Source organism: Deinococcus koreensis (genome assembly GCF_002901445.1).
In the GTDB taxonomy this organism is placed as follows: Bacteria; Deinococcota; Deinococci; order Deinococcales; family Deinococcaceae; genus Deinococcus; species Deinococcus koreensis.
Genome location: NZ_PPPD01000001.1, coordinates 3,440,844 through 3,461,604, shown reverse-complemented (window position 1 = coordinate 3,461,604; position 20,761 = coordinate 3,440,844). Strand labels below are relative to the sequence as shown.

Genomic DNA, 20,761 nt, shown 5'->3' with positions numbered 1-20,761 from the left:
CTGTTGGGATCTGGACTGGTACCGACGATAGCGCCGGGGCATCATGGGGCGTGCCGGTTCTGATGGAACGCCTCAGCCTCACGCGCCCGCTGATCCTGGCGCCGATGGCGGGGGGAGTGGGCACCCCGGCGCTGGTCGCGGCCGTCTCGCGGGCGGGCGCTCTGGGCAGCCTGGGGGCGGCGTACCTGAGCCCGGCGCAGATTGCGAAAGACGTGGCGGAAGTCCGGCGCCTGACCCACCGGCCCTTCGCCGTGAACCTGTTCGCTCCCCAGCCACTTCCGGAGGTGACCCCTCACCAGATCGGGCGGGCCGCGGCCGAACTGGCGCCGTTCCACGTCCACCTGAAGCTGCCCCCACCTTCCCTGCCAGACGCCGTCCAGCAGGACTTCGGCGCGCAGTTTGGGGCGGTGCTGGAGGCCCGCCCCTCCGTGTTCAGCTTCGCCTTCGGGCGGCTGGAGCGGGGGTACCTGGAGGCCCTGCGGGAGCGGAACATTCTGTGCATCGGCACGGCGACCAGCGTGCCTGAGGCGCGGTTGCTGGAGGAAGACGGCGTGGACGCCGTGGTCGTGCAGGGGGGCGCGGCGGGCGGGCACCGGGGCGGCTGGCTGCAGGACGAGCTGGCCCCGACCCTGGAGCTGGTGCGGCGGGCGGCACAGGTGGTGCGCCTCCCCCTCATCGCGGCCGGTGGGCTGATGACCCGCGGCGACGTGCAGGACGTGCTGGACGCCGGCGCCGAACTGGCGCAGTGCGGCACCGCGTTCCTGCGGGCCACGGAGGCGGGCACCCCGGGCGCCTACCGGGAGGCACTGGCCGGAGCGACCGGCACGACGCTGACGCGCAACTTCAGCGGCCGGCTCGCCAGAGGCCTGCCCAACGCCATCACCGCCGGGCTTCACGCGCCCCTCCCCTACCCGTACCAGAACGCGCTGACCCGGCCCCTGCGGGCGGCGGCGGCGACCACTGGCCGCGCCGACTGCCTGAGCCTCTGGGCAGGCGAGGGCTTCCGCCAGAGCAGGGATGGCCCGGCCGCCGGCATTCTGGAGGAGCTGTGGCCCTGAGCCTGCGCCCCCTGCGCTGGGGCGACGAGGAGGTGGCCGTGCGCTGGGGAGCGGACGACGAGTTCTGCCTCGCCACCGGCTGGACGCCGCGCCTGCCCCCTGGGCACCTGCGCGAGCACTGGCAGGGCATCCTGGCGACCCACGACCCTGGCTTCCTGCGCCTGGGCATCGAGCGGGATGGGGCGCTGGTGGGCTTCGTCGATCTGGCCGGGCTGGATGGGCAGTCGGCGGAGTTCGGCATCGCCATCGGGGAACGCGCGCTGTGGGGGCAGGGGGTGGGCCGGGCGGCGGGTCGGCTGCTGCTAGGCCTCGCGTTCGCTGAGCTGGGCCTGCGACAGGTGCGCGCCGAGGTTCACCTCACCAACGCCCGCTCCCACGCGCTGATGCGGCGGCTGGGCTTCGTGGCCGTGGGCCAGGGCCAGTCCGAGGAATACCGGGGCGCCGTCGTGCCGCTCGTGCGCTACGCCCTCCAGCGGGAGGACTTCGCGAGCCGGCGGGACACGGACTGACCCCGGCCCCCACCATCCGGCCAGGGGGCGGCCCCCTCCATCTGCCCGGCGTGTTTTCCGGCCCAGAGACGCACCATGGGGGCATGACCACCTTGTCCGATCTCTCCACCGCGCTGGCCGACGCCGTCCAGGCCGCCTCGACCAGCATCGTCAGCGTCCGCTCGGCCCGGCCCATCAGCGGCACCGTCATCGGCGACGGCCTGATCCTGACCGTCGCCCACGTCCTGCACGCCGACGAGGTGGGCGTGACGACCCCGGACGGCCGCGAGCTGAAGGCCACCGTCGCCGGCCACGATCCCTCCAGCGATCTCGCGCTGCTCCGGGCGGAGGGGCTGAACCTGCCCGCCCTGAGCGCCGGCAGCGGGGGGCGGATCGGAGAGCTGCTGCTGGCGGTGGGCCGCCCCGAACACGGGGTGCGCGCCACCCTGGGCTTCATGGAACGCGGCCCCACGGAACGCGGGCCGGGGCGCGGCTGGATGCCCAGTGGCGCGGCGCCCTTCCGGGGGGTCAGCGGGGGCGCGCTGCTGGACGCCCGGGGCGGCCTGGTGGGCATCCTGAACGCGGGCGTCATGCGCGGCGATCTGGTCGCGGTACCGGCCGAGCGCGCCATGAAAGTCGCGGGCCTGCTCGCCGAGTCGGGCCGGGTGCCGCGCGGCTACCTGGGGCTGTCCACCCAGCCCGTCCACTTCCCCGAGGCCGGGAAAGCCGAGACGGAGCCCACAGACTCCCGCGAGGCCCGCCGGGGTGGCCGGGGCTGGGGTGGCGGCTGGGGCGGCCGGCGGGGCGGGCGTGGTCGCCTGGGCCTGACCGTCGTGCTGGTCGAGGAGGGCAGTCCGGCGGCCCAGGCCGGCGTACGGGTCGGGGACGTGCTGCTGGCGCTGGACGGTGACCCCATGCGCCATCCCCGCGAACTGCTCGACCGGATTCGTGACCGCGCCGGAGAGGCGCTGACCCTGCGCGTGCTGCGCGGCGGCGAGGAGCTGGACGTGCCGGTCACGGTCGGGGAGCGCTGAGCCGGGCGATGAGGCAGACCCTCCTGTGAGCGGATCCAGACCATGAGCCCGTCCGGTGGGCCGCTGGTGCCGGGAGCACCGTCGGCCCTCGCTCGGCCGGCCGCGCCTGTACGATCGGGCATGAGCCGGCCGACTGTTGCCCTGCCCGCCTCCGGGCTGCCCTCCACACCGCGGCCCACGGTGCGCGTCGCGGTGGGCCCGGCGCTCTTGGCGGCGGGGATCACAGCCCTGCTGACCTCGGCCGGCTTCGACCTGAGCGACGACGCCGACGTACTCGTGATCGACGATTCGTGGCTTCCCGAACTGGAGGCGCTGGCCGGGATGCCGGCGCTGGTGGCCCTGGGCGCGGCGGCCTGGGCCACCGTCCTGCCCGAGATCGCGGGCGGAGGCTGGGCCGCCCTGCCGGCCGACGCCACCGCCGCCGAACTGATCGCGGGCGTCCTGGGCGCGGCGGCGGGGCTGGCCGTGCTGCCCCCTGCCCAGGTCTCCTCCCCGGGTCTGGCCGCCTCCGAGCTGACCCCATCCGGCCTGACCCCCGCCGAACTGGCGGACGACGAGGCACTGGGCCTGGGCGCCCGCGAGGTCAGCCTCACGCCCCGCGAGCGGGATGTCCTGGCCCTGCTGGTCGAGGGGCTGAGCAACAAGCGGGTCGCCCGCGACCTGGGCGTCAGCGAGAGCACCGTGAAGTTCCACGTGGGCGCGCTGTATTCCAAACTCGGCGTGCAGAGCCGGGCAGGCGCCGTGGCGCGCGGCATTCAGCTCGGACTGGTGAGCGTGTAGAGCAAGGGGCTTCAGGGGGAGTGGCAGCGTCAGCTCTCCCTGATCAGACGCTGTCATTCAGACCGGTGCTCCAGGGACGGTGTGGCAGGGCACGCGCCGCTCAGGCACGAGTCCCGGCGGCGTGCTTCTATGCAGCCCGTTCTTGCCGTTCCTTCCGGCTCAGCGGTTGACGCTCCCCATATCCTGGTAACGCTCGCCCTGCGCGGCGCCCACCGGGAAGGCGGCGTCGATGCGGCTCAGGTCGGCTGCACTCAGGCTCACGTCCAGCGCGCCCAGGTTGTCCTCCAGGTAGCTCACGCGCTTGGTGCCTGGGATGGGCACGATATCGTCGCCCTGCGCCAGCACCCACGCCAGGGCCAGTTGCGAAGGCGTGCAGCCCTTGTCCTGCGCCATCGCCTGCACCTCAGCCACCAGATCGAGGTTCTTCTGGAAAGCCTCGCCCTGGAAGCGCGGGGTGCTCCGGCGGAAGTCGTCGGGGGCGAGGTCGTCCGGAGTCTTGATCTGGCCGGTCAGGAAGCCGCGGCCCAGCGGGCTGTAGGGCACGAAGCCCACGCCCAGTTCGCGGCAGGCTGCCAGCACGCCCTGTTCCGGATCGCGCGTCCACAGCGAGTACTCGCTCTGCACGGCGCTGATGGGGTGGACGGCGTTCGCGCGGCGCAGGGTCTCGGGGCTCACCTCTGACAGGCCGATGGCGCGGATCTGTCCGGCCTGGACGAGTTCCGCCAGGGCGCCCACGGTGTCCTCGATGGGCGTCTCGGGATCGACGCGGTGCAGGTAGTAGAGATCCACGTACTCGGTGCCCAGCCGTTTCAGGCTGCCCTCGATGGCCTGCCGGACATACTCGGGGCGGCCGTTGATGCTCCGGCCGCGGGGAGTGCCCGGTTCGCGGACGATCCCGAATTTGGTCGCCAGCACCACCCGGTCGCGTCTGCCCACCAGCCAGCGGCCCAGCAGTTCCTCGTTGGTATGGGGGCCGTACATGTCGGCGGTGTCGTAGAAGGTCACGCCCAGTTCCAGCGCGCGGTCGAGGGTGCGCTGGCTCTGGGTCTCGTCGCCGGGGCCGTAGAACTCGCTCATGCCCATACAGCCCAGGCCCAGGGCAGAGACGCTCAGGTTGCGGAGGCGGCGGGTGGGGAGCGGGCTGGTCTGGGTCATTGGGTCTCCTTGCCGGGCGCCGGAGCTGTGCGGACGCCGTCCACCCTGGAGCGTACGCCCTTCCCCGGGTGCTGGCAACGACCCGGCCTAAGGCGGGCCGCGCCGCGCCGCTCTGGCGGGCAGCACATAGTCCTCGACCACCGACAGCAGCGCCACCACCAGCACGGCGGCCAGGAGCTGCCACAGGGGGCCACTGGACAGTCCCACCGGCACGGTTGCCAGGGCCAGCGCGCCCACCAGCAGGCGCAGGCGGCCCGGCCCCAGGCCCAGGGAGCGGCGGAACGCGACATCCGAGAGGAAGTACAGGGCGAGCCCCACCGCGAGGTTCCAGGCCCAGGCCGCGCCGTCCTCCTCGCCTGGGCCGTGAATCCCGACCTCCAGCCCGGCGGCGATCATGATGATGCCGGACATCATGCCCATGTGGCTGTAGCCGTAGCCGCGCAGGGCCATCCGGTTGCGGTCGGCCGCCCCCGCCCGCTCGAAGGCGCGCTCGGCCCGCTCGTGGTCGGGGCCGAAGTAGCTCCACCACACCAAGGCGGCCAGCAGCAGGCCCAGCGCGGCGTAGGCCAGCAGCCCCGGCGTGATGGGCAGGCCGGCGGCGCCCAGCCCCAGCGCGACCACACTCTCCCCCAGCGCAATGATGATCAGCAGGCCGTGCCGCTCGGCGAAGTGGCGGGGGCTCAGGGCGAAGGCCTGCTCCCGGCGTTTCAGGGTCGCCAGGATCAGCACGCCGATGGCCGCGAGCCACAGCGCCCAGTGCCACACGCCCCCGACGAAGGCGGCAGAGAAGACCAGCAGGGCCGAGGCGAAGTTGTAGGGCGCGATGCCCCAGATGGCCTGGGCGGAACTGGTGGCACTGCGGCTGAACAGCCCGGTGTGGAGGGCGGTCACGAGCAGCAGGCCCAGCCCGAAGACCACGCCCCCATCCCCACGGATGGTCGGGATGCCCAGCGCCATCACGAAGAAGGTCACCATGGCCGCGAACATCAGCCAGTATTCGGCGTCGGCGTCCAGCTCCAGGTTGCTGCTGAGCCACACGAAGCCGTCGTACATCCACATCAGGCTCAGGAAGATCAGCGCCGCCTGGAGGTAATCGAGCGCGCCGTGCGGGTGCGCGATCAGGTTGGTCAGGTGCGTGATGGTGTACACGAACACCAGATCGAAGAACAGCTCCAGCGGCCGCACGCGCTGGACGCTGGTCTCCTGCGGGCCGGAGGTCGGAGCCGTCATCATCCCGCATGATGAACCCTCGGCTGAGCCGGCGCTCCTGAGAGGCCCGCCTCCAGCCCCGGCGGATTTGATCTGGTCGTTAGACAGGCGTGCCAGAGTCCTCCGGAGGTGTCCTTGACCGATCTCCTGCAACAGTCACTGCATCTGGCCGCTGTCCGCAGCCCCGTTCTGGGCGCCGTGGCGGTGGCCGGCGCGACCGGGCTGCTGGCCGCGCTGGCCGCCGGGCTGGCAGCGCTGTTCGTCCAGATGCGCTCTCACCTGACCTGGCTGCTGGCCGCCCGGATCGCCGCGTCTGGCGCCGCGGCGCTGCTCGTCACGCAGCTCCTGGGCCACGTGGTCAGCGACCCGCGCCCGTATCTGGTCGAGCACTACGCCCCCCTGGCGCGCGCCTCGCTGGACAACGGCTTTCCCAGCGACCACACCCTGGTCGCCGCGCTGATCACCGGCTGGGTGGGCTGGCTGGCCCGGCGCTGGGCGCCCCTGTTCGCGGCGGGCGTGCTGGCGGTGGCGCTGGGGCGCCTGGCCATCGGCGCGCATCACAGCCTGGACGTGGTGGGCAGCGTGCTGATCGCCGGCCTCAGCCTGTGGGCCGCGTCGGTGTGGCCCTGGCCGCCGCTGTGGCGGAGCCGGGCCCTGCTGCCGCCGAGACTCCGGGCCTGAGCCCTCAGGGTTCCAGCACCAGCCTGGGGGTGAACTTCAGGCCATCGGCGGCGACCATATAGGCGGGAATACCGGCCACGTGGCGCATGGTCTTCTCGGCGGGGACACCGTGCAGGTGCCCGTAGACGATCACGTCCGGCCGGGCGGCCTCGATGACCTGCAGGAACGGATTGGTCGGGTAGGGCGGGGACGCGGGCGGGTAGTGCAGCATCATGATCAGCCGGTCGCCGGGCTGGCGCAGCTTCCCGGCCGCCTGCACGCTCAGGCTCAGGCGCTCCGCCTCGCGGGCCAGCAGGCGCTCGTCCTCGGCGTTCAGGGCCTCGTAGCCCGGAGTGAGCCAGCCGCGCGAGCCGCACACGACCACGTTGCCAAAGCGCAGGGCGTCGTTCTGGATGGCGTGCAGCCGGGGCGGCAGGGCGGCGCGCAGCTTGCCCAGGGTCGGCCACCAGTAGTCGTGGTTGCCGCGCAGCATCACCTTGGTGCCCGGCAGGGCGGCCACGGGCGCCAGGTCGATCAGGGCGTCGGGCAGGCGCATGGCCCACGAGAGGTCTCCGGGCAGCAGCACCAGGTCGCCCTCGCGCACCACCTCGCGCCAGCGGTCGAAGATCGCCTGCGGGTGGCCCGCCCACTGCGGCCCGAACACCGTCATGGGTTTGGGCGTGACGGTGGCGAGGTGCAGGTCGGCGATGGCGAACACGCGCATGGAGGACTCCGGCCCCTGACCGGGGCGAGAAGCGGTCAGAGGCAAAAAGAAAGCCTCCCGCGAGGGGGAGGACTGTTCCCGTGTGGTCGGGGCGAGAGGATTCGAACCTCCGACCCCGTCGTCCCGAACGACGTGCGCTACCAGGCTGCGCTACGCCCCGAACCCGACCACCACCCCGCGTCTTCGCCGGGCAGGGGGTAGTCTACGCGGCGCCCCAGGCCCAGTCAAGCGCGTCGCGGAACCCCATCAGGGCTGCCGCACCGTCATGGGCTGTGCGTTTCATGTCTGGCCTGTGGGCGAGCCCGTGCGCTTCGCCGCTGTCCCAGTCCGTCCCTTTTGGTGCCAGCTCCCTCTCATGCGAACTGGACGGGTCGAAGGCAGCCTGGATGGACGTGTGAGCCAGTCTTTTCTGGCCTCCCTTCTGGCGAGTGGTGCCCCGCAGGGGAGCAATCGAAAAGCTGCGAAGCGGTGGAACCATCCGCAGAGTGACCAAACCCTCCCCTTCGCTGACATCGCGGGCGCCCTGGAGTCCCCCGCGCCACTCTCCCCCCGGATCTCACTCCAGGTCGTCCGGCTCACCCGGTTCGTCGGCACCGTCTTCCGTGCCCTCCAGCAGCGCGGCGTCGAGTTCGCGGATGGCCGACCAGATCACCGGGCTGGGAAAGCCCCGGCGGGCCAGAAAGGCGTAGGCACTGGCCTTCGGATCCCGTTTGCGGGCAAAGCTGGCCCAGCGCCGCTCCAGCAGTTCACGGGCGGCCAGGCGCTCCTCGTCCGGGTCGCGGGCAGCCACCGTTTCCTGGATCAGCTCCTCGTCCACGCCGCGCCGCTTGAGGGTCTGGCGCACCCGGAAGGCGCCCACGGAGCGCCGGGCCCCCTCGGCGCGGGCCACGTGGGCGTCGTCCTGGTAGCCCAGCTCCTGCACCCGCTTCAGAACCTCATGCACCAGGGCCTCGTCCGGGGAGCGCTTCTCCAGCTTGCCGCGCAGTTCGGCCTGGGTCAGCGCGCGGCCGCCCAGGGCGCGGAAGGCGTAGGCCAGCAGGGCGTCGCGCTCCTCCTGGGGCGTCCGGGCCCGCCTGGGGGCTTTGGGGGCAGCGTCGTCCACGCTCCGGAGTATGCCGCTTGCCCAGCGGGCACACAGCGGATATAGTCACGAGGTTGCCGATCCAGCGGGTCGGCGATCCTGCGAGGTGCAGGTGCGTTGAGGATCCGCGGTTCACCGCCCTCAAGCGCTCGCGTTCCCCCACGGGAACCGCTCCGCCGAGCCCATCACCGGCCGGGGAGAAAAGGAGAACGAACATGGCCTTACGTCACAAGTCCGCCCAGAAACGCCACCGCCAGAGCCTCAAGCGCCGCCTGATCAACCGCAGCCGCAAGAGCACCATCAAGACCTACACCAAGAAAGCGCTCGTCGCGCTCACCACCGGTGAAGACGTGGCCGCCGCGCAGAGCAAGGCCGAGAGCCTGATCGACAAGGCCGCCAAGGGCAGCACCCTGCACAAGAACACGGCCGCCCGCAAGAAGAGCCGGCTCGCCAAGGCCATCAACAAGGCCAAGGCCGCCCAGGCCGAAACCCAGGCATAAGCATCCGAGCCCAGCACGGGCTGAGCAACAACCGAGAGCAGGGGAGCCGTCATCGTCACGGTTCCCCTGCTCTCTTCTCTATGGACGTGCCAGCGGCCGGGAGCTGGCTACTCCCGCGCCTCCCGGATATCGATGGTGCCCGTGAACTTCTTCAGGTCGATTTCCAGCACGTACCGGCCGGCGTCCCCGGTGGCGAGCATCTTCAGGCCCCAGGCGCCCTTGGGGCAGACCTGCCCGGCCACCTGCGCCCCCTTGGAGTCGGTCAGCCGGAACACGGCCTGGCCACGGCTCACCTGACAGCTGCCCTCCACGCCGACCTTCTGCTTCTCGTCGTAGATCTGGAAGGTGTACCGGTTGGTACCGGAGGCGTTCAACATATAGGTGGGAGTAAGGGTCACGTACCCGAAGCGCAGACCGAAGGTGAAGTACATCAGCGTGAGCACGAGGGCCAGGGCCACGACAAGGAGCCGCATTAGGCGCAGTGTAGCGTGAAACGCCAGGCGCGCTCCTCAAGACTGTGGGGGGGCCTCCATTGCGGGGTGGGCTGAAGGTGCCGGTCGCCGGGAAGCGCGCCTGGAGCATTTATCCGAATGACAGCATCAGACAAAGGGCGTCCGATGCTTCCATCCTCTGCTTCGCAACTCTGCAAGCCCCGATGACTCCGTCACATTCACTCACTCCGTTTGGTCAAAAATGAACAGCTGTTTTGACAAATGCTTTAGTTCCGCAGGGCCCGGCCCAGGCGGCGCACGCCTTCGCGCAGGTCTTCGGGGGGGAGGTGGGCGAAGCCGAGCAGGGCGGCGGGCGGGTGGTCTCCGCCGGTGAACGGCCCCAGCAGCGTGAGGGCCACCCCCTGGCGCGCGGCGCGGTGTTCCAGATCCGCCTCGCTGAGACCCTGGGGGAGGGGCAGATACACGTGGAGCCCCGAGGCTGCCACCCGCGCCGGCCAGGACGGCCACTGCTCTCCCAGGGACTGCCCGGCCAGCGCCGCGATCAGCACCTCCTGCCGGTGCCGGATCAGTGGCCGAACCCGCCGCAGGTGCCGGGCGTAGGCGCCGGAGGACAGCACGTCGGCCAGCGCCAGGGCGTCCAGGGTGCCGGGGCCTCGGTCGGTCAGGGGGCGGGTGCCGGCCAGCACCCGGATCACCTCGGGGGGGGCAACCAGGAAGCCGCTGCGCGTGACCGGGGCCAGCACCTTGCTGAAGGTGCCCAGCAGGATCACCCGCTCGGGGGCCAGCCCCTGCAGCACGGCGGGCGGACGGGCCGAGTGGTGCAGGTCGGCGGCGTAGTCGTCTTCCAGGATCAGCGCGTTCACCTGCTGGGCCCAGGCGACCAGGGCCTGACGCCTCGCGGCGGGCAGCGCCACGGTGGTCGGGTACTGACAGCCGGGCGTGGTGTAGACCAGGGTCGCGGAGTCCGGAAGATCGCCCGGCTGGAGTCCCTGGTCGTCCACCCGCACCGGGCTCAGTGCCGCGCCGGTGGCGGCCAGCGCGGCGCGGGCTCCGGCGTAGGTCGGGTCTTCCACGGCCGCTACCCGGCCCGCCTCCAGGAACACCCGCGCCAGGGCGTCCAGGGCCGACTGCGTGCCGGCGGTCAGCATCACCATCTCCGGCGTGACCCGGGCGCTGCGCTCGGCGTTCAGGTAGGCGGCTAGCGCCCGGCGGGTCTCCAGGGGCCCCAGCGGGTCGAGCAGGGCCGTGGGCTGCTGCCCGATCTGCCCGGCGCGGCGGGCCAGCGCCTGCGTCCAGGCGGCTTCCGGATACAGCTCGGCCACCGGCTGCCCCACCCGGAAATCGACCCGGAACTCCCCGGCGGCGTCGGCCACCCGGCCGTCCAGCGCCCGCTCTGCCCAGGCGCTGAGGGGCAGGGGGCCCGTGGCGGTGCCGGCAGGCGCCGGCGCGCCGGGCACGCTGACCACGGTGCCGCTGCGCCCGCGCACCTGCACGTAACCTTCGGCCTCCAGTTGGGCCAGCGCGTCCACCAGGGTGTTGCGGGAAACGCCAAGTTGACCGGCCAGGCGGCGGTGTCCCGGCAGGCGGCTGCCCTCGGCCAGCACCCCCCGCAGCACCGTGCTGCGCAGGCTGCGGGCCACGCGGGCGTGCAGCGCCTCGCCGGGCAGGTCGGGCAGCAGGCTCAGCACGTCCCACGCGCCGGGGGGCGGGCCGGTCATCGGCGAACCTGCGGGTGGGCGGCCCGGCTCAGCGCGTGAACTCCCGGGCGAGCCACGCCGGATCGCCGCCCTCGGCCTGCAGGGCCTGTCCCGCCAGGTTCAGGAAGCGGTCACGGGCGGCCTCGGCGTCGGCCTGGGTCACGCCGTGCGCGGCCGGATCGGCCAGGAGCGAGCGCAGGAAGGGATAGACCGGTTCACCGGAGTGGAGCTGCCCGTTCACGGTGATGTCGGCGGGCCACTTGAGCAGGTAGTCCAGCGCGTAGGGGCCGGGCTCCAGCACGCAGCCGCCGGGGTAGGGAATGCGCGGCGGAGCGGGGAAGGTGATCGCAGCCTGGGTCATGGGGACAGGATGCGCCGCGTGGGGGAAGGCTGACAAGGAGATCGGCAGCAGTCTGGCCCCCCGCGGGCCATCCCTGCGTGATCCACCTGATCCCTGCCAGGCACCGGGCCGCTGGAGCTGGTCGAGTTCTCCCCCATGGCGCCGGCCCTCGCCGGCTTGATGGCGCTGGCGGGCTGGCGGGTGCGCCGCCTGTCGGGGGGCAGTCAGACCCGGATACAAGACCTCGAAGCAAGGGTGCGGGAGCTGGAGGGGCGCGGGCCCTGACGCGCCTGTGCGGGAGACAGGGAGAAGGGGGCAGACCGCGTCAGCTCTGCCCCCCTCCCCTCTTCCGCCTGCGCCTCAGCCCACGGCCGGCGAGCCCATCGCACTCAGGACCGCGTGGGTGAACGCCTTCGTGTCGGCCTTGCCGCCCAGGTCGCGGGTGGGCTGCTCGCGCAGGGCCAGCGCCACGGCGCGGTCGACCTGATTGGCGGCGTCGCTGCGCTTCAGGCCGTGCCGCAGCAGCATGGCGGCGCTCATGATGGCGGCGGCCGGGTTGGCGACGCCCTGCCCGGCGATGTCCGGGGCGCTGCCGTGGATCGGCTCGAAGAGACCGGGGCCGTCTCCGAGCGAGGCGCTCGGCATCAGGCCCAGCGAGCCGGGGATCACGGCGGCCAGATCGCTCAGGATGTCGCCGAAGAGGTTTTCGGTGACGATCACGTCGTAGCGGCTGGGCTGACTGACGATCAGCATGGCGACCGAGTCCACGTACTCGTGGTTCAGGTGGATGGAGCGGTACTCGCGGTCGCGCAGGGCCTGCACGTCGCGGCGCCACAGCTCGGAGACCTCCAGCACGTTGGCCTTGTCCACGCTCGTCACGCGGCCCTTGCGCTGCTCGGCGGCCCAGAAGGCCACCTTGGCCACGCGCTCGACCTCGGCGGTGGTGTAGCGCATGGTGTTGTAGGCGACTGATCCCTCGATCCTGCGGTCGCCGTCGAAGTAGAGGCCGCCCAGCAACTCACGCACGATCAGGATGTCCACGCCGCGCGCCAGTTCGGCCTTGAGGGGCGAGAGGTGTTCCAGCCCCGGCTGCACGCGCACCGGGCGCAGGTTGGCGTAGCAGCCCAGGGCCTTGCGAAGCGCCAGCAGGCCGGACTCGGGCCGCAGGTGCCGGGGCAGGGCGTTCCAGGGGCTGCCCTGCGCCCCGCCAACCGTGCCCAGCAGCACGGCGTCGGCGTCCTGCACGGCGTCGCGGGTGCGCTGGGGCAGGGGGTCGCCGTGGGCGTCGTAGGCGCCGCCGCCGATGGCCTGTTCCTCCAGGGTCACGTCCGGGGCGACCTCGCGCAGCACCTCCACCGCCGCCGCGGTGACCTCGGGGCCGATGCCGTCGCCGGGCAGCACCACGACCTTAGGCATGGCGGGCCTCCTGACCGGGGTGACCGTGGCCGGCTTCGGTGGACTGGGCGTTCAGGGTCTCGGCTTCCAGCGCGGCCTGATCGTGGGCCTTCATGTATTCCAGCCAGCCGCCCGCTTTCTGCACGTCCAGCGCGAACTGGGGCACGGGCACGAAGGTCAGGCTCGTTCCGGTGCGCGTGTTGGTGACCGTGCCGGCCTTCAGATCCAGCTCGGCCTGGTCGCCGTCCTCAAACGCCTCCACGATGCCGGCGCACTCCAGCGCCAGGAAGCCGTTGTTGATGGAGTTGCGGTAGTAGATCCGGGCAAAATTCGGCGCGATGACGGCCGAGACCCCCGCGCCGCGCAGCGCCCAGACGGCGTGTTCACGGCTGGAGCCACAGCCGAAATCCGCCCCCGCCACGATGATGTCGCCAGGCCGGACGCGCCTCACGAAGTCCTTGTCGTAGTCCTCCATGGCGTAGCGGGCGAGTTCCGACTCGACATCGCTGGTCAGGTGGCGGGCGGGAATGATCTCGTCCGTGTTGATGTGATCCCGGGCAAAGACGTGAACGGTGGGCATCTGGACTCCTTTGGGGTTGGGGATGGAGGTGGGCACGGCAGTTCGCTGGGCTCAGTTTAGGTCGTTCCGGGCAAAGTCCTGCAGTTCCTCGGGCAGCTCCTCGCCGAACAGGTCACGCCACTGTTCGCCGTCGAAGCTCACCTCGGACTCCATGAAGGTCTGCGCCAGGGGATCGGGGTCGTCGATGGCGTCGGCGGAAATGTCGAGCCGCACGGCCACCGGCACCGGCAGGGGTCGATCCTCCGGCACGTTCAGTTCGTCGCCGAAGGTCTCGCGCAGCATGGTCTGGGTCCAGGTCTGCCAGGCGGCCGGGTCGCCGGCCCCGGTGGACTCCCGAAGATCCGCCCGGACGCGCCCCGCCTGCTCCTCGGGCACGGCGCCCTCGTCCCACTCGATCCGGCCGTCGGCGTAGACGGTCACGGGCACGGTCTCCAGGTCGAAGAACTGGGCCAAATCGGCGGGCAGGCCGCCGGTGCCCGGCAGCTCGGCGTCGGGGTCGTAGGCCACCCAGGTCTCGCCGTCCAGGGTATAGGCCGAGCCCTCCTGCATCGGGAAGAACTCCACGTCCTGCCGGATGGCGAAGACCCGGCTCAGCGGCGACTGCAGGGGCGCCGGGCGGCGCAGCTCGAAGACCGTGCGGCGGGCCAGCGGAACGCCCTCCTCGCCGCCCAGTTCATGGTGCAACTCGGCCCACTCGTCCGGCGTCTCGCCGTGCCACTCGCGCACCACGGTCTCGGTCGTGTCCAGCAGCTCCTCCGGGGGCTCGGGCTCCAGATCGATGCGGCCCTCCAGCCAGTGTTCAGCCTGCACCTGCCCGATCACCTCGCCCTCCAGCCGGAACGCCGGATGCTCCTGCAGGGCGCTGATCAGCCGCTGCGGGTCGCGTGGGCCACCCATGGACTCCCAGCGCTGGCCGTCGAAAGAGTGCCGCTGTTCACGCAGCCGCACCTTCCCGCCCTCCACGGTCAGGAGCACGTCGTCGGTCTCGGGAGCGCTCTGGCCGAGCACCAGCTCGCCGGTGATGCGACGCAGGGGCGCCACCGGAATGCCCTGCACGTCCTCGGGCGTGCTCAGCACCCGGCCCACCTGCCCGGCCAGCACCTGCGCCGAGCGGAACTCGCTCTCCCAGGCCGCGCCGAAGAGCTGCGTGTCGGCGAGGGCCTTCACGATCAGGCCCTGCAGGCGGCCATCCTCCGGGCCACGGATCAGGCTGACCTGTCCTGCTCCGTCCAGCTGCGCCTCGAAGGCATGCACGGTGGGCATCAGGCCCAGCGCTTTACGTCGTTTTGCTTCTCCCATAACGGTTCACCTTACTCCCAGACCCGCCACGGCCTACCCAGGCCAGCGCGGCCCCCAGGAGGCCGGCTGTGGCGTCCCACGCGTGTCCCCCCGGCTCAGTCGGCCGCTTCTGTTCCGTCGGCGTTGTAGGCGCGGGGGTCGCTGATGTAGCCCGCGACCGCGCTCGCCGCAACGGTGGCCGGACTCGCCAGATAGATCTGTGCGGTGGGGTCGCCCATGCGGCCCACGAAATTGCGGTTCGAGCTGGAGATACACACGTCGTCCGGCCCCAGCACGCCCGAGTGCATGCCCAAGCAGGCGCCGCAGCTCGGGTACGACACGCTGGCCCCGGCCTCCACGAAGATCTCCAGCAGGCCCTCGGCCGCCGCCTGCTTCCAGATGAGCTGGGTCGCGGGCACCACGATCATCTGCACGCCGTCCGCGACCTTGCGCCCCCTGAGGATGCGTGCCACGTCCCGCAGGTCGCCGATGCGCCCGTTGGTGCAGCTGCCCACGTAGGCGTGTGAGACGGCGATCCTGTCGCTGCCCGCCACGCGCCCGTTGCTGGGGATGTTGGGGTAGGCCACGGTGGGCTCCACGGCGGCGGCGTCGATCTCGACCACGACCTTGTAGCGGGCGTCCGGGTCGCTGGCGTACTCGGTGTACTGATCGGGGGTCACGCCGCGCTCCTGCATGTAGGCGCGCGTGGTGTCGTCCACGGCCACGATGCCGGTCTTGCCGCCCGCCTCAATGGCCATGTTGGTGAGGGTGAAGCGGCCCTCCATGTCCAGCGTGTCGATGTAGTCCCCGACCCACTCCATGACCATATAGTTGGCGCCGTCGGCCCCGATGCGCTTGATGACCTCCAGCACGATGTCCTTGGGAGTCACGCCCGGCATGGTTCGCCCGGTCACGCGAATCAGCATGGTCTCGGGTACCTTGAACCAGACCCGGCCGGCGTAGATGGCGCCCGCCAGATCGGTGCTGCCGACGCCGGTGGCGAAGGTGCCCAGCGCGCCCGCGTTGCAGGTGTGGCTGTCGCCGCTGACCAGCGTCTGGCCGGGCTTCATCAGGCCCGTGTTCTCCAGTACCACGTGGGCGATGCCGCCCCGGCCCACGTCGTAGAAGTGCCGGATGCCCTTCTCCTGCACCCAGGACTTGAGCTTCTGGTACATCTTGGCGGCCTTGATGTTCATGGCCGGCACGGAGTGATCGGGAATCGCCACGATCTGATCCGGGTTGAAGACCCGGTCCATGTCGCGCTCCTCGAGCATCCGCAGGGCGGCGGGCGTGGTGATCTCGTGGCACAGCACCCAGTCGGTGGCGCACTCGATGAGCTGGCCCGGCACCACCTGGTCATGTCCGCTGTGCGCGGCCAGAATCTTCTCGGCGATCGTCATTCCCATGGTTCTTCCCTCCACTTCCCTGCGCGGGTATTCCTATGCAGCGCAGCCATCCTGGCTTCCGGCACGCTTCCTGACCCGGATGAACAACGCCCCCGCCGGGACTGCTGGCGACGGGGGCGGACTCTGAACGCTCGGTGCGCGCTCAACGCCCCCGACAAAGAAGCGCCGTGTGGGCACCTCCTGGCGACGCAGCATCGAACATGCCCGGAGTGTAGCGCGCGCTGCCGGGGCGGATCCGGGCCCTGCTATACGGGCCAGCCCGGCGTGCCGCGGCTCGCAGACCGGCCGGCGGCCCAGGTGCGCCGATCCGATCCCCGCATGTCTGAAGAAATCATCAGCCAGACGCAGGACTCCGTGGAGTGGCGCACCTACAATGGACAGCGCATGAGACGTCTTCCCCTATCTGCGGCCCTCGTCGGCCTGAGCCTCGTGCTCGGGGCCTGCGCCGACATTTCCCTGCCGGATCCCACGATCCTGACCCTGCAGGGGAAGGCGACCGGCGTCAGCTTTCCCAACGGGAACGTCTACCTGGCCAGCGGAAACGGGGTCAATACCGACAACGTGGGCACGCTCAGCGCCCCGGACACCTTCCGCCTCACGGCAACGACCCCGCCCAGGCTGGAGTCGGCGTTCGACATGCTCACCGTGCCCGGCTGCACCTTCAGCGGTCAGGCGTCCGACCAGCCGAAGATCCATTTCTACGATCAGCTCAAGGTCATGACCCCCCAGGGTGATCCCATCGGGTACATCCGCGAGGTCATCACGTCGGGCGGCACTGAGCCGTTCAGCGTCGTGGCGCGCGTGTACAGCGACCGCGCGGCCACGACCCAGGGCACCCTGCAGTGTGGCAGCGCCGCGAAGGTGGTGTACGCCGTGACGCTGCGGCCGGGCTGGAACGCCGTCGAATACGCGGTCGCCTCCAACTCGGCCACCATGAAGACCCTGCCCCCCGGCGTGACGACCGAGTTCCGCTCGGATCTCAACCTTCCCTACGTCACGGTCGAGTTGGCGCCGGCGACCCTGAAGTTCACCACCAACGACACCTTCACGGTCTCTGCCACCTTCTACCAGAACGGGGGCTACAACGGCGAGTTCCCGATCAGCACCGACATTGAGGGCCTCACGGTCGAGCCCGCTTCGGTCACCTTGAGCGACGTGTACGAACTGGGGCTCAGGCCGGCGAACGGGGCGCTGCAGTCGCTGGGAATCGGCGCGCAGGCGCTCCGGCGGCAGCTCACCTTCCGGTACACCGGCACGCAGAACGGCACCCGCCCCTTCGTGCTCTCACTGAGCGACCCCTACGGAGGCGACGCCGGGCGGGGAGACGGGATGCTGGTGGTCGAGCGCCCCTGAAGATGAGGGGCGATGGCACCACGGCTCTCTACACCGCCGACGCCGGAGACGCCCCGGAGACCTTCGGTTTCGATCAGAGCGGTCTGCTCTGGCTGTCCGCCGGCGGATACGGGCCGGGTGCGGTGGCCTTCGATCCGGTCGCCGGAGCCGTGACCCGAACCCTGGAAGCCGAGTCCCAGTCGCCCCGCAGCGCCCTGCAGTGGTCGGGGGGAGTGTGGCGAACCTGGTCGGACTCGACGACGAACACCACTTACGCCAGCCTGTTGAAATAGCCCTGGTTTACGAAGAGGGCAGGCGACCTGGATCTCATTCCAGGTCGCCTTCGTAGTGATTTCCGGCTCCAGTGGCTCAGGTAGACCCGAGGGAGAAGAGGGCTGTCTCTCCCCTGCTGTCGTCGGGGCCCGTCCTGACGGTCGAGGATCGGCTCGGAAGGGCACCGCGCCGTGCTCCGACTCACTCCATCGTCATATCGATGACCGGCAGCTTGCCTTCAGTCGTCTCCGGGTCTGCCTTGGGCGGCTCACCCTGGCGCTGGACGTTCGGGATGGCGATGGGTGTCGTGCGGTCCATGCCCAGGGGCTGGCCCTCGGCCGTGACCCAGTGGGTGCCGGGGAGGGCCGGGCCGGGCCGCTTTGGCGGGGTCGGCGTCACGGCACCCTGGCGGGCGGCGCGGATAATCGAATCGACTTCGGCCTGACTGAGCAGGCCCTTGGTTTCCAGCGTGCCGAGAATGCCCAGCACCATCTTGCGGAGAAATTCAGCTTCCTGTTGAGCGTTTTTGGGTGGGTCTTGGCGGGCCATGACCCCAGGGTAGCGCGGCCGGGTGAGGGGGAGCCGGCGGGCCGCGCCGGGGCCTGGCCGGAGGGCCTGGACGGGGCGCCCAGTGGCAGGCGCATTCGGAGTCGCAGTGGGAGTCAAAGTGACGGTTGTCCGGTGGTCGGGTGATATTCTGAGGCCGTTTGAGAACGTGGCGTGAATGTTCACCCACACGGCAGAACCCTGAGCCCACACCCGTGGAGCGAGGGGGACTGAGTTTGAGGAGGTCTGACGAATGTACCGAGGGAGAGAGGGGCAGTGGGCATTCCTGCTTCACCGCTTGTCCGGACTGGCGATCCTGGCTTACCTGCTGCTGCACGTGTTCAGCATCGGGTCGTTCATGTTCGGCGAACGGTTTTATATGGCAATCCACCACACCTATGACCTGTGGCCCTTCCGGGTTGGACTGGTGTTCGTGACGGCGGGTGTGGTCTATCACGCCTTCAATGGCCTGCGGATTATCGTGATGGACTTCACCGGCGCGGGCGTGGCCTATCAGCGGCAGATGTGGTACGGCGTGCTGCTCATCAGCGCCGCGTCGTTCGTCTATGCCGCAGTGAGTCTCTATCCGCGTCTGGTCGGGGGGTACTGATGATCCGGGCACGCACATTCACCGACGCCCGCCAGCAGGCCCATTCCAACGCCGAGCTGAACTGGTGGGTCTTCATGCGCATCAGCGGCCTGATCCTGGTGTTCCTGGTGCTGGGCCACATCTACATGACCTTTATTCAGGTCAGCGAGGCCGACGCGACCTTCGACGCCGTGGTGGGCAAGCTCGCCAACCCGGCCTGGAAGTTCTACGACTGGCTGATCCTGTCGCTGGCGCTGCTGCACGGCGCGAACGGCGCACGCTATTCCATCGAGGACTACGTGCGGTCGCGGCCGGGCCGGGCCTGGGTCAAGGGCGTCTTCTACTCCGTGGTGGCGTTGCTGTTCGCCTTCGGCACCATCGGGCTGTTCTCGATTTAAGGGACTCTGATATGCATCATCGTTATGACGTGCTGGTGGTCGGGGCGGGTGGAGCGGGCCTGATGGCCGCGCTGTACGCCGCCAAGGGGAACGTGTCGGTGGCCTGTATCAGCAAGCTCTACCCGACCCGTTCACATACGGGCGCGGCGCAGGGCGGCATCGGCGCGGCGCTGGGCAACGTGGCCGAGGATCACTGGGAATGGCACATGTTCGACACCATCAAGGGTGGCGACTATCTGGCCGATCAGGACGCCGCCGAGGTCTTTTCCAAGGACATCATCGAGGCCGTGTACGAGCTGGAGCACATGGGCCTGCCCTTCTCGCGCACCCCGGACGGCAAGATCGCCCAGCGCAAGTTCGGGGGCCACACCCGCGATTTCGGCAAGGCGGCGGTGGAAAGAAGCTGCTACGCCAAGGACCGCACCGGGCACATGATCCTGCAGACTCTTTACCAGCAGAACGTCAAGGAAGGCACGACCTTCTTCAACGAGTTCCACGTGACCGACCTGCTGATCGAGGACGGCCGCTGCCGGGGCGTCGTGGCCTACGACCTGGCGACCGGCGAGCTGCACACTTTCCATGCCAAGGCCGTGGTGCTGGCGGCGGGCGGCTACGGGCGGGTCTTCAAGATCACCTCCAACGCCCTGACCCTGACCGGCGACCTGATGAGCATCTACTACCGCAAGGGCCTGCCGCTGGAGGACATGGAGTTCTACCAGTTCCACCCCACCGGGCTGGCCAAGCTGGGCATTCTGGTCACCGAGGGCATCCGGGGCGAGGGCGGCATCCTGCGCAACAGCCAGGGCGAGCGCTTCATGGAGCGCTACGCGCCGACCATCAAGGATCTGGCGCCGCGTGACATCGTGTCCCGTTCCATCATCACCGAGATCCGCGAGGGGCGCGGGGTGGGCCGCGACGGCGACGCCGTACACATCGACCTGACGCACCTGCCGCGCGAGGTCATCGAGGGCAAGCTGGCCGAGATCACGGATCTCGCGCGCACCTACCTGGGGCAGGATCCGGTGAAGGATCTGGTCGCCGTGCAGCCCACCGCGCACTACGCCATGGGCGGCATCCCCACCGACCTGAACGGCCTGTGCCTGTCGGACGGCTCGGGCGGCACGGTCGAGGGGCTGTACGCGGCGGGTGAGCAGGCGTGCGTGTCGCTGCACGGCGCCAACCGCCTGGGCACCAACTCGCTGGGCGATCTGGTGGTCTTCGGCCGCCGGGCCGGGATCGCCGCCGCCGCCTACTCGCGCCAGGTGGGCTATCCGGACATGCCCGAGAATCCCGAGCGCGAGAGCGTGGACATGTTCGACCGGCTGCGGCACAGTAGCGGCAAGGACAACGCCGCCGCCATCCGCAAGGAGCTGCAGGAGACGATGATGAACAACGTCGGCATCTTCCGCAACGGGCCGGACATGCAAAAGCAGGTAGGGATCATCCAGGAGCTGCGCGCGCGCTACAACAACGTGGGCGTCAGCGATCCCTCGAAGCGCTACAACTCCGAACTCGTCGAGGCGATGGAACTGGGCTTCATGCTCGACTGCGCCGAGGCGATGGCGTCCAGCGCCCTGAACCGCACCGAGTCGCGCGGCGCCCACGACCGGGCGGACTACGCCGAACGCGACGACGCCCAGTGGCTCAAGCACACCATGGCCTACAAGAATCTCGACAAGCCCGGCGAGGTGATCCTCGGGTACAAGCCGGTGTCGCTCAAGGGCTTCACACGCGCCTTCGAGCCCAAACCGCGCGTGTACTGAGTCCCGCGAGGACTGAGCCCGGG

General features: G+C 70.4%; 23 protein-coding genes and 1 tRNA gene. 11 read left to right on the top strand and 13 right to left on the bottom strand.

Translation table 11 applies throughout. From position 1 onward, the window contains the following. The first annotated feature begins 50 nt into the window (after positions 1 to 50). From CVO96_RS16295 to CVO96_RS16280, 4 genes are all read left to right on the top strand, one after another. A complete protein-coding gene (locus CVO96_RS16295) occupies positions 51 to 1,058 on the top strand; it encodes an NAD(P)H-dependent flavin oxidoreductase (RefSeq protein ID WP_243398413.1) in 1,008 nt (335 codons plus the stop codon). After that, positions 1,049 to 1,567, top strand: a complete 519-nt coding sequence (locus tag CVO96_RS16290) for a GNAT family N-acetyltransferase (RefSeq protein ID WP_103313138.1) — start codon at positions 1,049 to 1,051, stop codon at positions 1,565 to 1,567. Before CVO96_RS16295 ends, CVO96_RS16290 begins: the two co-directional genes overlap by 10 nt. Positions 1,568 to 1,650: 83 nt before the next feature. Further along, entirely contained in the window at positions 1,651 to 2,580 is a 930-nt protein-coding gene (locus tag CVO96_RS16285) for a S1C family serine protease (RefSeq protein ID WP_103313137.1), read from the top strand. Between the two features lie 120 nt (positions 2,581 to 2,700). After that, positions 2,701 to 3,360, top strand: a complete 660-nt coding sequence (locus CVO96_RS16280) for a helix-turn-helix transcriptional regulator (RefSeq protein WP_103313136.1) — start codon at positions 2,701 to 2,703, stop codon at positions 3,358 to 3,360. 159 nt (positions 3,361 to 3,519) lie between these two features. On the opposite strand, the gene CVO96_RS16275 is transcribed toward CVO96_RS16280, so the two are convergent. Next, positions 3,520 to 4,515, bottom strand: a complete 996-nt coding sequence (locus CVO96_RS16275; RefSeq protein ID WP_103313135.1) for an aldo/keto reductase — start codon at positions 4,513 to 4,515, stop codon at positions 3,520 to 3,522. An 87-nt stretch (positions 4,516 to 4,602) separates the two neighbouring features. Beyond that, positions 4,603 to 5,745: a low temperature requirement protein A gene (locus tag CVO96_RS16270; protein WP_243398412.1), complete on the bottom strand. Its 1,143-nt coding sequence runs from the start codon at positions 5,743 to 5,745 to the stop codon at positions 4,603 to 4,605. Positions 5,746 to 5,859: 114 nt separating this feature from the next. On the opposite strand from CVO96_RS16270, the gene CVO96_RS16265 reads away from it, so the two are divergent. Then, positions 5,860 to 6,405, top strand: coding sequence for a phosphatase PAP2 family protein (locus CVO96_RS16265; protein WP_103313133.1), 546 nt, complete (start codon positions 5,860 to 5,862; stop codon positions 6,403 to 6,405). A 4-nt stretch (positions 6,406 to 6,409) separates the two neighbouring features. On the opposite strand, the gene CVO96_RS16260 is transcribed toward CVO96_RS16265, so the two are convergent. The 3 genes from CVO96_RS16260 to CVO96_RS16250 form a co-directional block, all read right to left on the bottom strand. Next, positions 6,410 to 7,108, bottom strand: a complete 699-nt coding sequence (locus CVO96_RS16260; RefSeq protein ID WP_103313131.1) for a metallophosphoesterase — start codon at positions 7,106 to 7,108, stop codon at positions 6,410 to 6,412. Between the two features lie 83 nt (positions 7,109 to 7,191). Then, positions 7,192 to 7,268 (bottom strand) — tRNA-Pro (locus CVO96_RS16255). Positions 7,269 to 7,664: 396 nt separating this feature from the next. Then, the gene (locus CVO96_RS16250; protein ID WP_243398411.1) at positions 7,665 to 8,210 is read right to left on the bottom strand and encodes a regulatory protein RecX; all 546 of its coding nucleotides are present in this window, start codon (positions 8,208 to 8,210) and stop codon (positions 7,665 to 7,667) included. A 194-nt stretch (positions 8,211 to 8,404) separates the two neighbouring features. Between CVO96_RS16250 and rpsT the strand changes: the two genes are divergently transcribed. Further along, positions 8,405 to 8,689, top strand: a complete 285-nt coding sequence (gene rpsT / locus CVO96_RS16245; RefSeq protein WP_103313129.1) for a 30S ribosomal protein S20 — start codon at positions 8,405 to 8,407, stop codon at positions 8,687 to 8,689. Positions 8,690 to 8,796: 107 nt separating this feature from the next. Here rpsT and CVO96_RS16240 read toward each other — a convergent pair whose 3' ends face one another. The 7 genes from CVO96_RS16240 to CVO96_RS16210 form a co-directional block, all read right to left on the bottom strand. Further along, positions 8,797 to 9,162: a hypothetical protein gene (locus CVO96_RS16240; protein ID WP_103313128.1), complete on the bottom strand. Its 366-nt coding sequence runs from the start codon at positions 9,160 to 9,162 to the stop codon at positions 8,797 to 8,799. A 245-nt stretch (positions 9,163 to 9,407) separates the two neighbouring features. Beyond that, complete coding sequence (pdxR, locus tag CVO96_RS16235; protein ID WP_103313127.1) at positions 9,408 to 10,859, bottom strand: MocR-like pyridoxine biosynthesis transcription factor PdxR; 1,452 nt, start codon at positions 10,857 to 10,859, stop codon at positions 9,408 to 9,410. 28 nt (positions 10,860 to 10,887) lie between these two features. After that, positions 10,888 to 11,199 carry a hypothetical protein gene (locus CVO96_RS16230; RefSeq protein WP_103313126.1) on the bottom strand — a complete coding sequence of 104 codons (312 nt, stop codon included), beginning with the start codon at positions 11,197 to 11,199 and terminating at the stop codon, positions 10,888 to 10,890. Between the two features lie 339 nt (positions 11,200 to 11,538). After that, complete coding sequence (gene leuB, locus CVO96_RS16225) at positions 11,539 to 12,594, bottom strand: 3-isopropylmalate dehydrogenase (protein WP_103313125.1); 1,056 nt, start codon at positions 12,592 to 12,594, stop codon at positions 11,539 to 11,541. Next, positions 12,587 to 13,153 (bottom strand): 3-isopropylmalate dehydratase small subunit, encoded by a 567-nt coding sequence (locus CVO96_RS16220; protein WP_103313124.1) that lies wholly within the window; start codon positions 13,151 to 13,153, stop codon positions 12,587 to 12,589. Before CVO96_RS16220 ends, leuB begins: the two co-directional genes overlap by 8 nt. Positions 13,154 to 13,204: 51 nt before the next feature. Further along, positions 13,205 to 14,452 carry a hypothetical protein gene (locus tag CVO96_RS16215; protein WP_103313123.1) on the bottom strand — a complete coding sequence of 416 codons (1,248 nt, stop codon included), beginning with the start codon at positions 14,450 to 14,452 and terminating at the stop codon, positions 13,205 to 13,207. 95 nt (positions 14,453 to 14,547) lie between these two features. Beyond that, complete coding sequence (locus CVO96_RS16210) at positions 14,548 to 15,837, bottom strand: homoaconitate hydratase family protein (protein ID WP_103313122.1); 1,290 nt, start codon at positions 15,835 to 15,837, stop codon at positions 14,548 to 14,550. A 384-nt stretch (positions 15,838 to 16,221) separates the two neighbouring features. Here CVO96_RS16210 and CVO96_RS16205 point away from each other — a divergent pair, with 384 nt between their 5' ends. Further along, positions 16,222 to 17,190: a hypothetical protein gene (locus tag CVO96_RS16205; RefSeq protein WP_133161811.1), complete on the top strand. Its 969-nt coding sequence runs from the start codon at positions 16,222 to 16,224 to the stop codon at positions 17,188 to 17,190. A gap of 2 nt (positions 17,191 to 17,192) precedes the next feature. Beyond that, the gene (locus tag CVO96_RS16200) at positions 17,193 to 17,462 is read left to right on the top strand and encodes a hypothetical protein (RefSeq protein ID WP_103313120.1); all 270 of its coding nucleotides are present in this window, start codon (positions 17,193 to 17,195) and stop codon (positions 17,460 to 17,462) included. Positions 17,463 to 17,643: 181 nt separating this feature from the next. Here the strand turns inward: CVO96_RS16200 and CVO96_RS16195 are convergent, their stop codons facing one another. Continuing rightward, on the bottom strand, positions 17,644 to 17,991 hold the full coding sequence (locus CVO96_RS16195; RefSeq protein ID WP_133161810.1) for a hypothetical protein: 348 nt from the start codon (positions 17,989 to 17,991) through the stop codon (positions 17,644 to 17,646). A 250-nt stretch (positions 17,992 to 18,241) separates the two neighbouring features. Between CVO96_RS16195 and sdhC the strand changes: the two genes are divergently transcribed. From sdhC to sdhA, 3 genes are read left to right on the top strand one after another with little or no spacing between them, the layout of a single operon-like run. Next, positions 18,242 to 18,598, top strand: a complete 357-nt coding sequence (gene sdhC, locus CVO96_RS16190) for a succinate dehydrogenase, cytochrome b556 subunit (protein WP_103313118.1) — start codon at positions 18,242 to 18,244, stop codon at positions 18,596 to 18,598. Then, a complete protein-coding gene (locus CVO96_RS16185) occupies positions 18,598 to 18,975 on the top strand; it encodes a succinate dehydrogenase hydrophobic membrane anchor subunit (protein ID WP_103313117.1) in 378 nt (125 codons plus the stop codon). Before sdhC ends, CVO96_RS16185 begins: the two co-directional genes overlap by 1 nt. A gap of 11 nt (positions 18,976 to 18,986) precedes the next feature. Further along, positions 18,987 to 20,738: a succinate dehydrogenase flavoprotein subunit gene (gene sdhA, locus CVO96_RS16180; RefSeq protein ID WP_103313116.1), complete on the top strand. Its 1,752-nt coding sequence runs from the start codon at positions 18,987 to 18,989 to the stop codon at positions 20,736 to 20,738. Positions 20,739 to 20,761 lie beyond the last annotated feature (23 nt).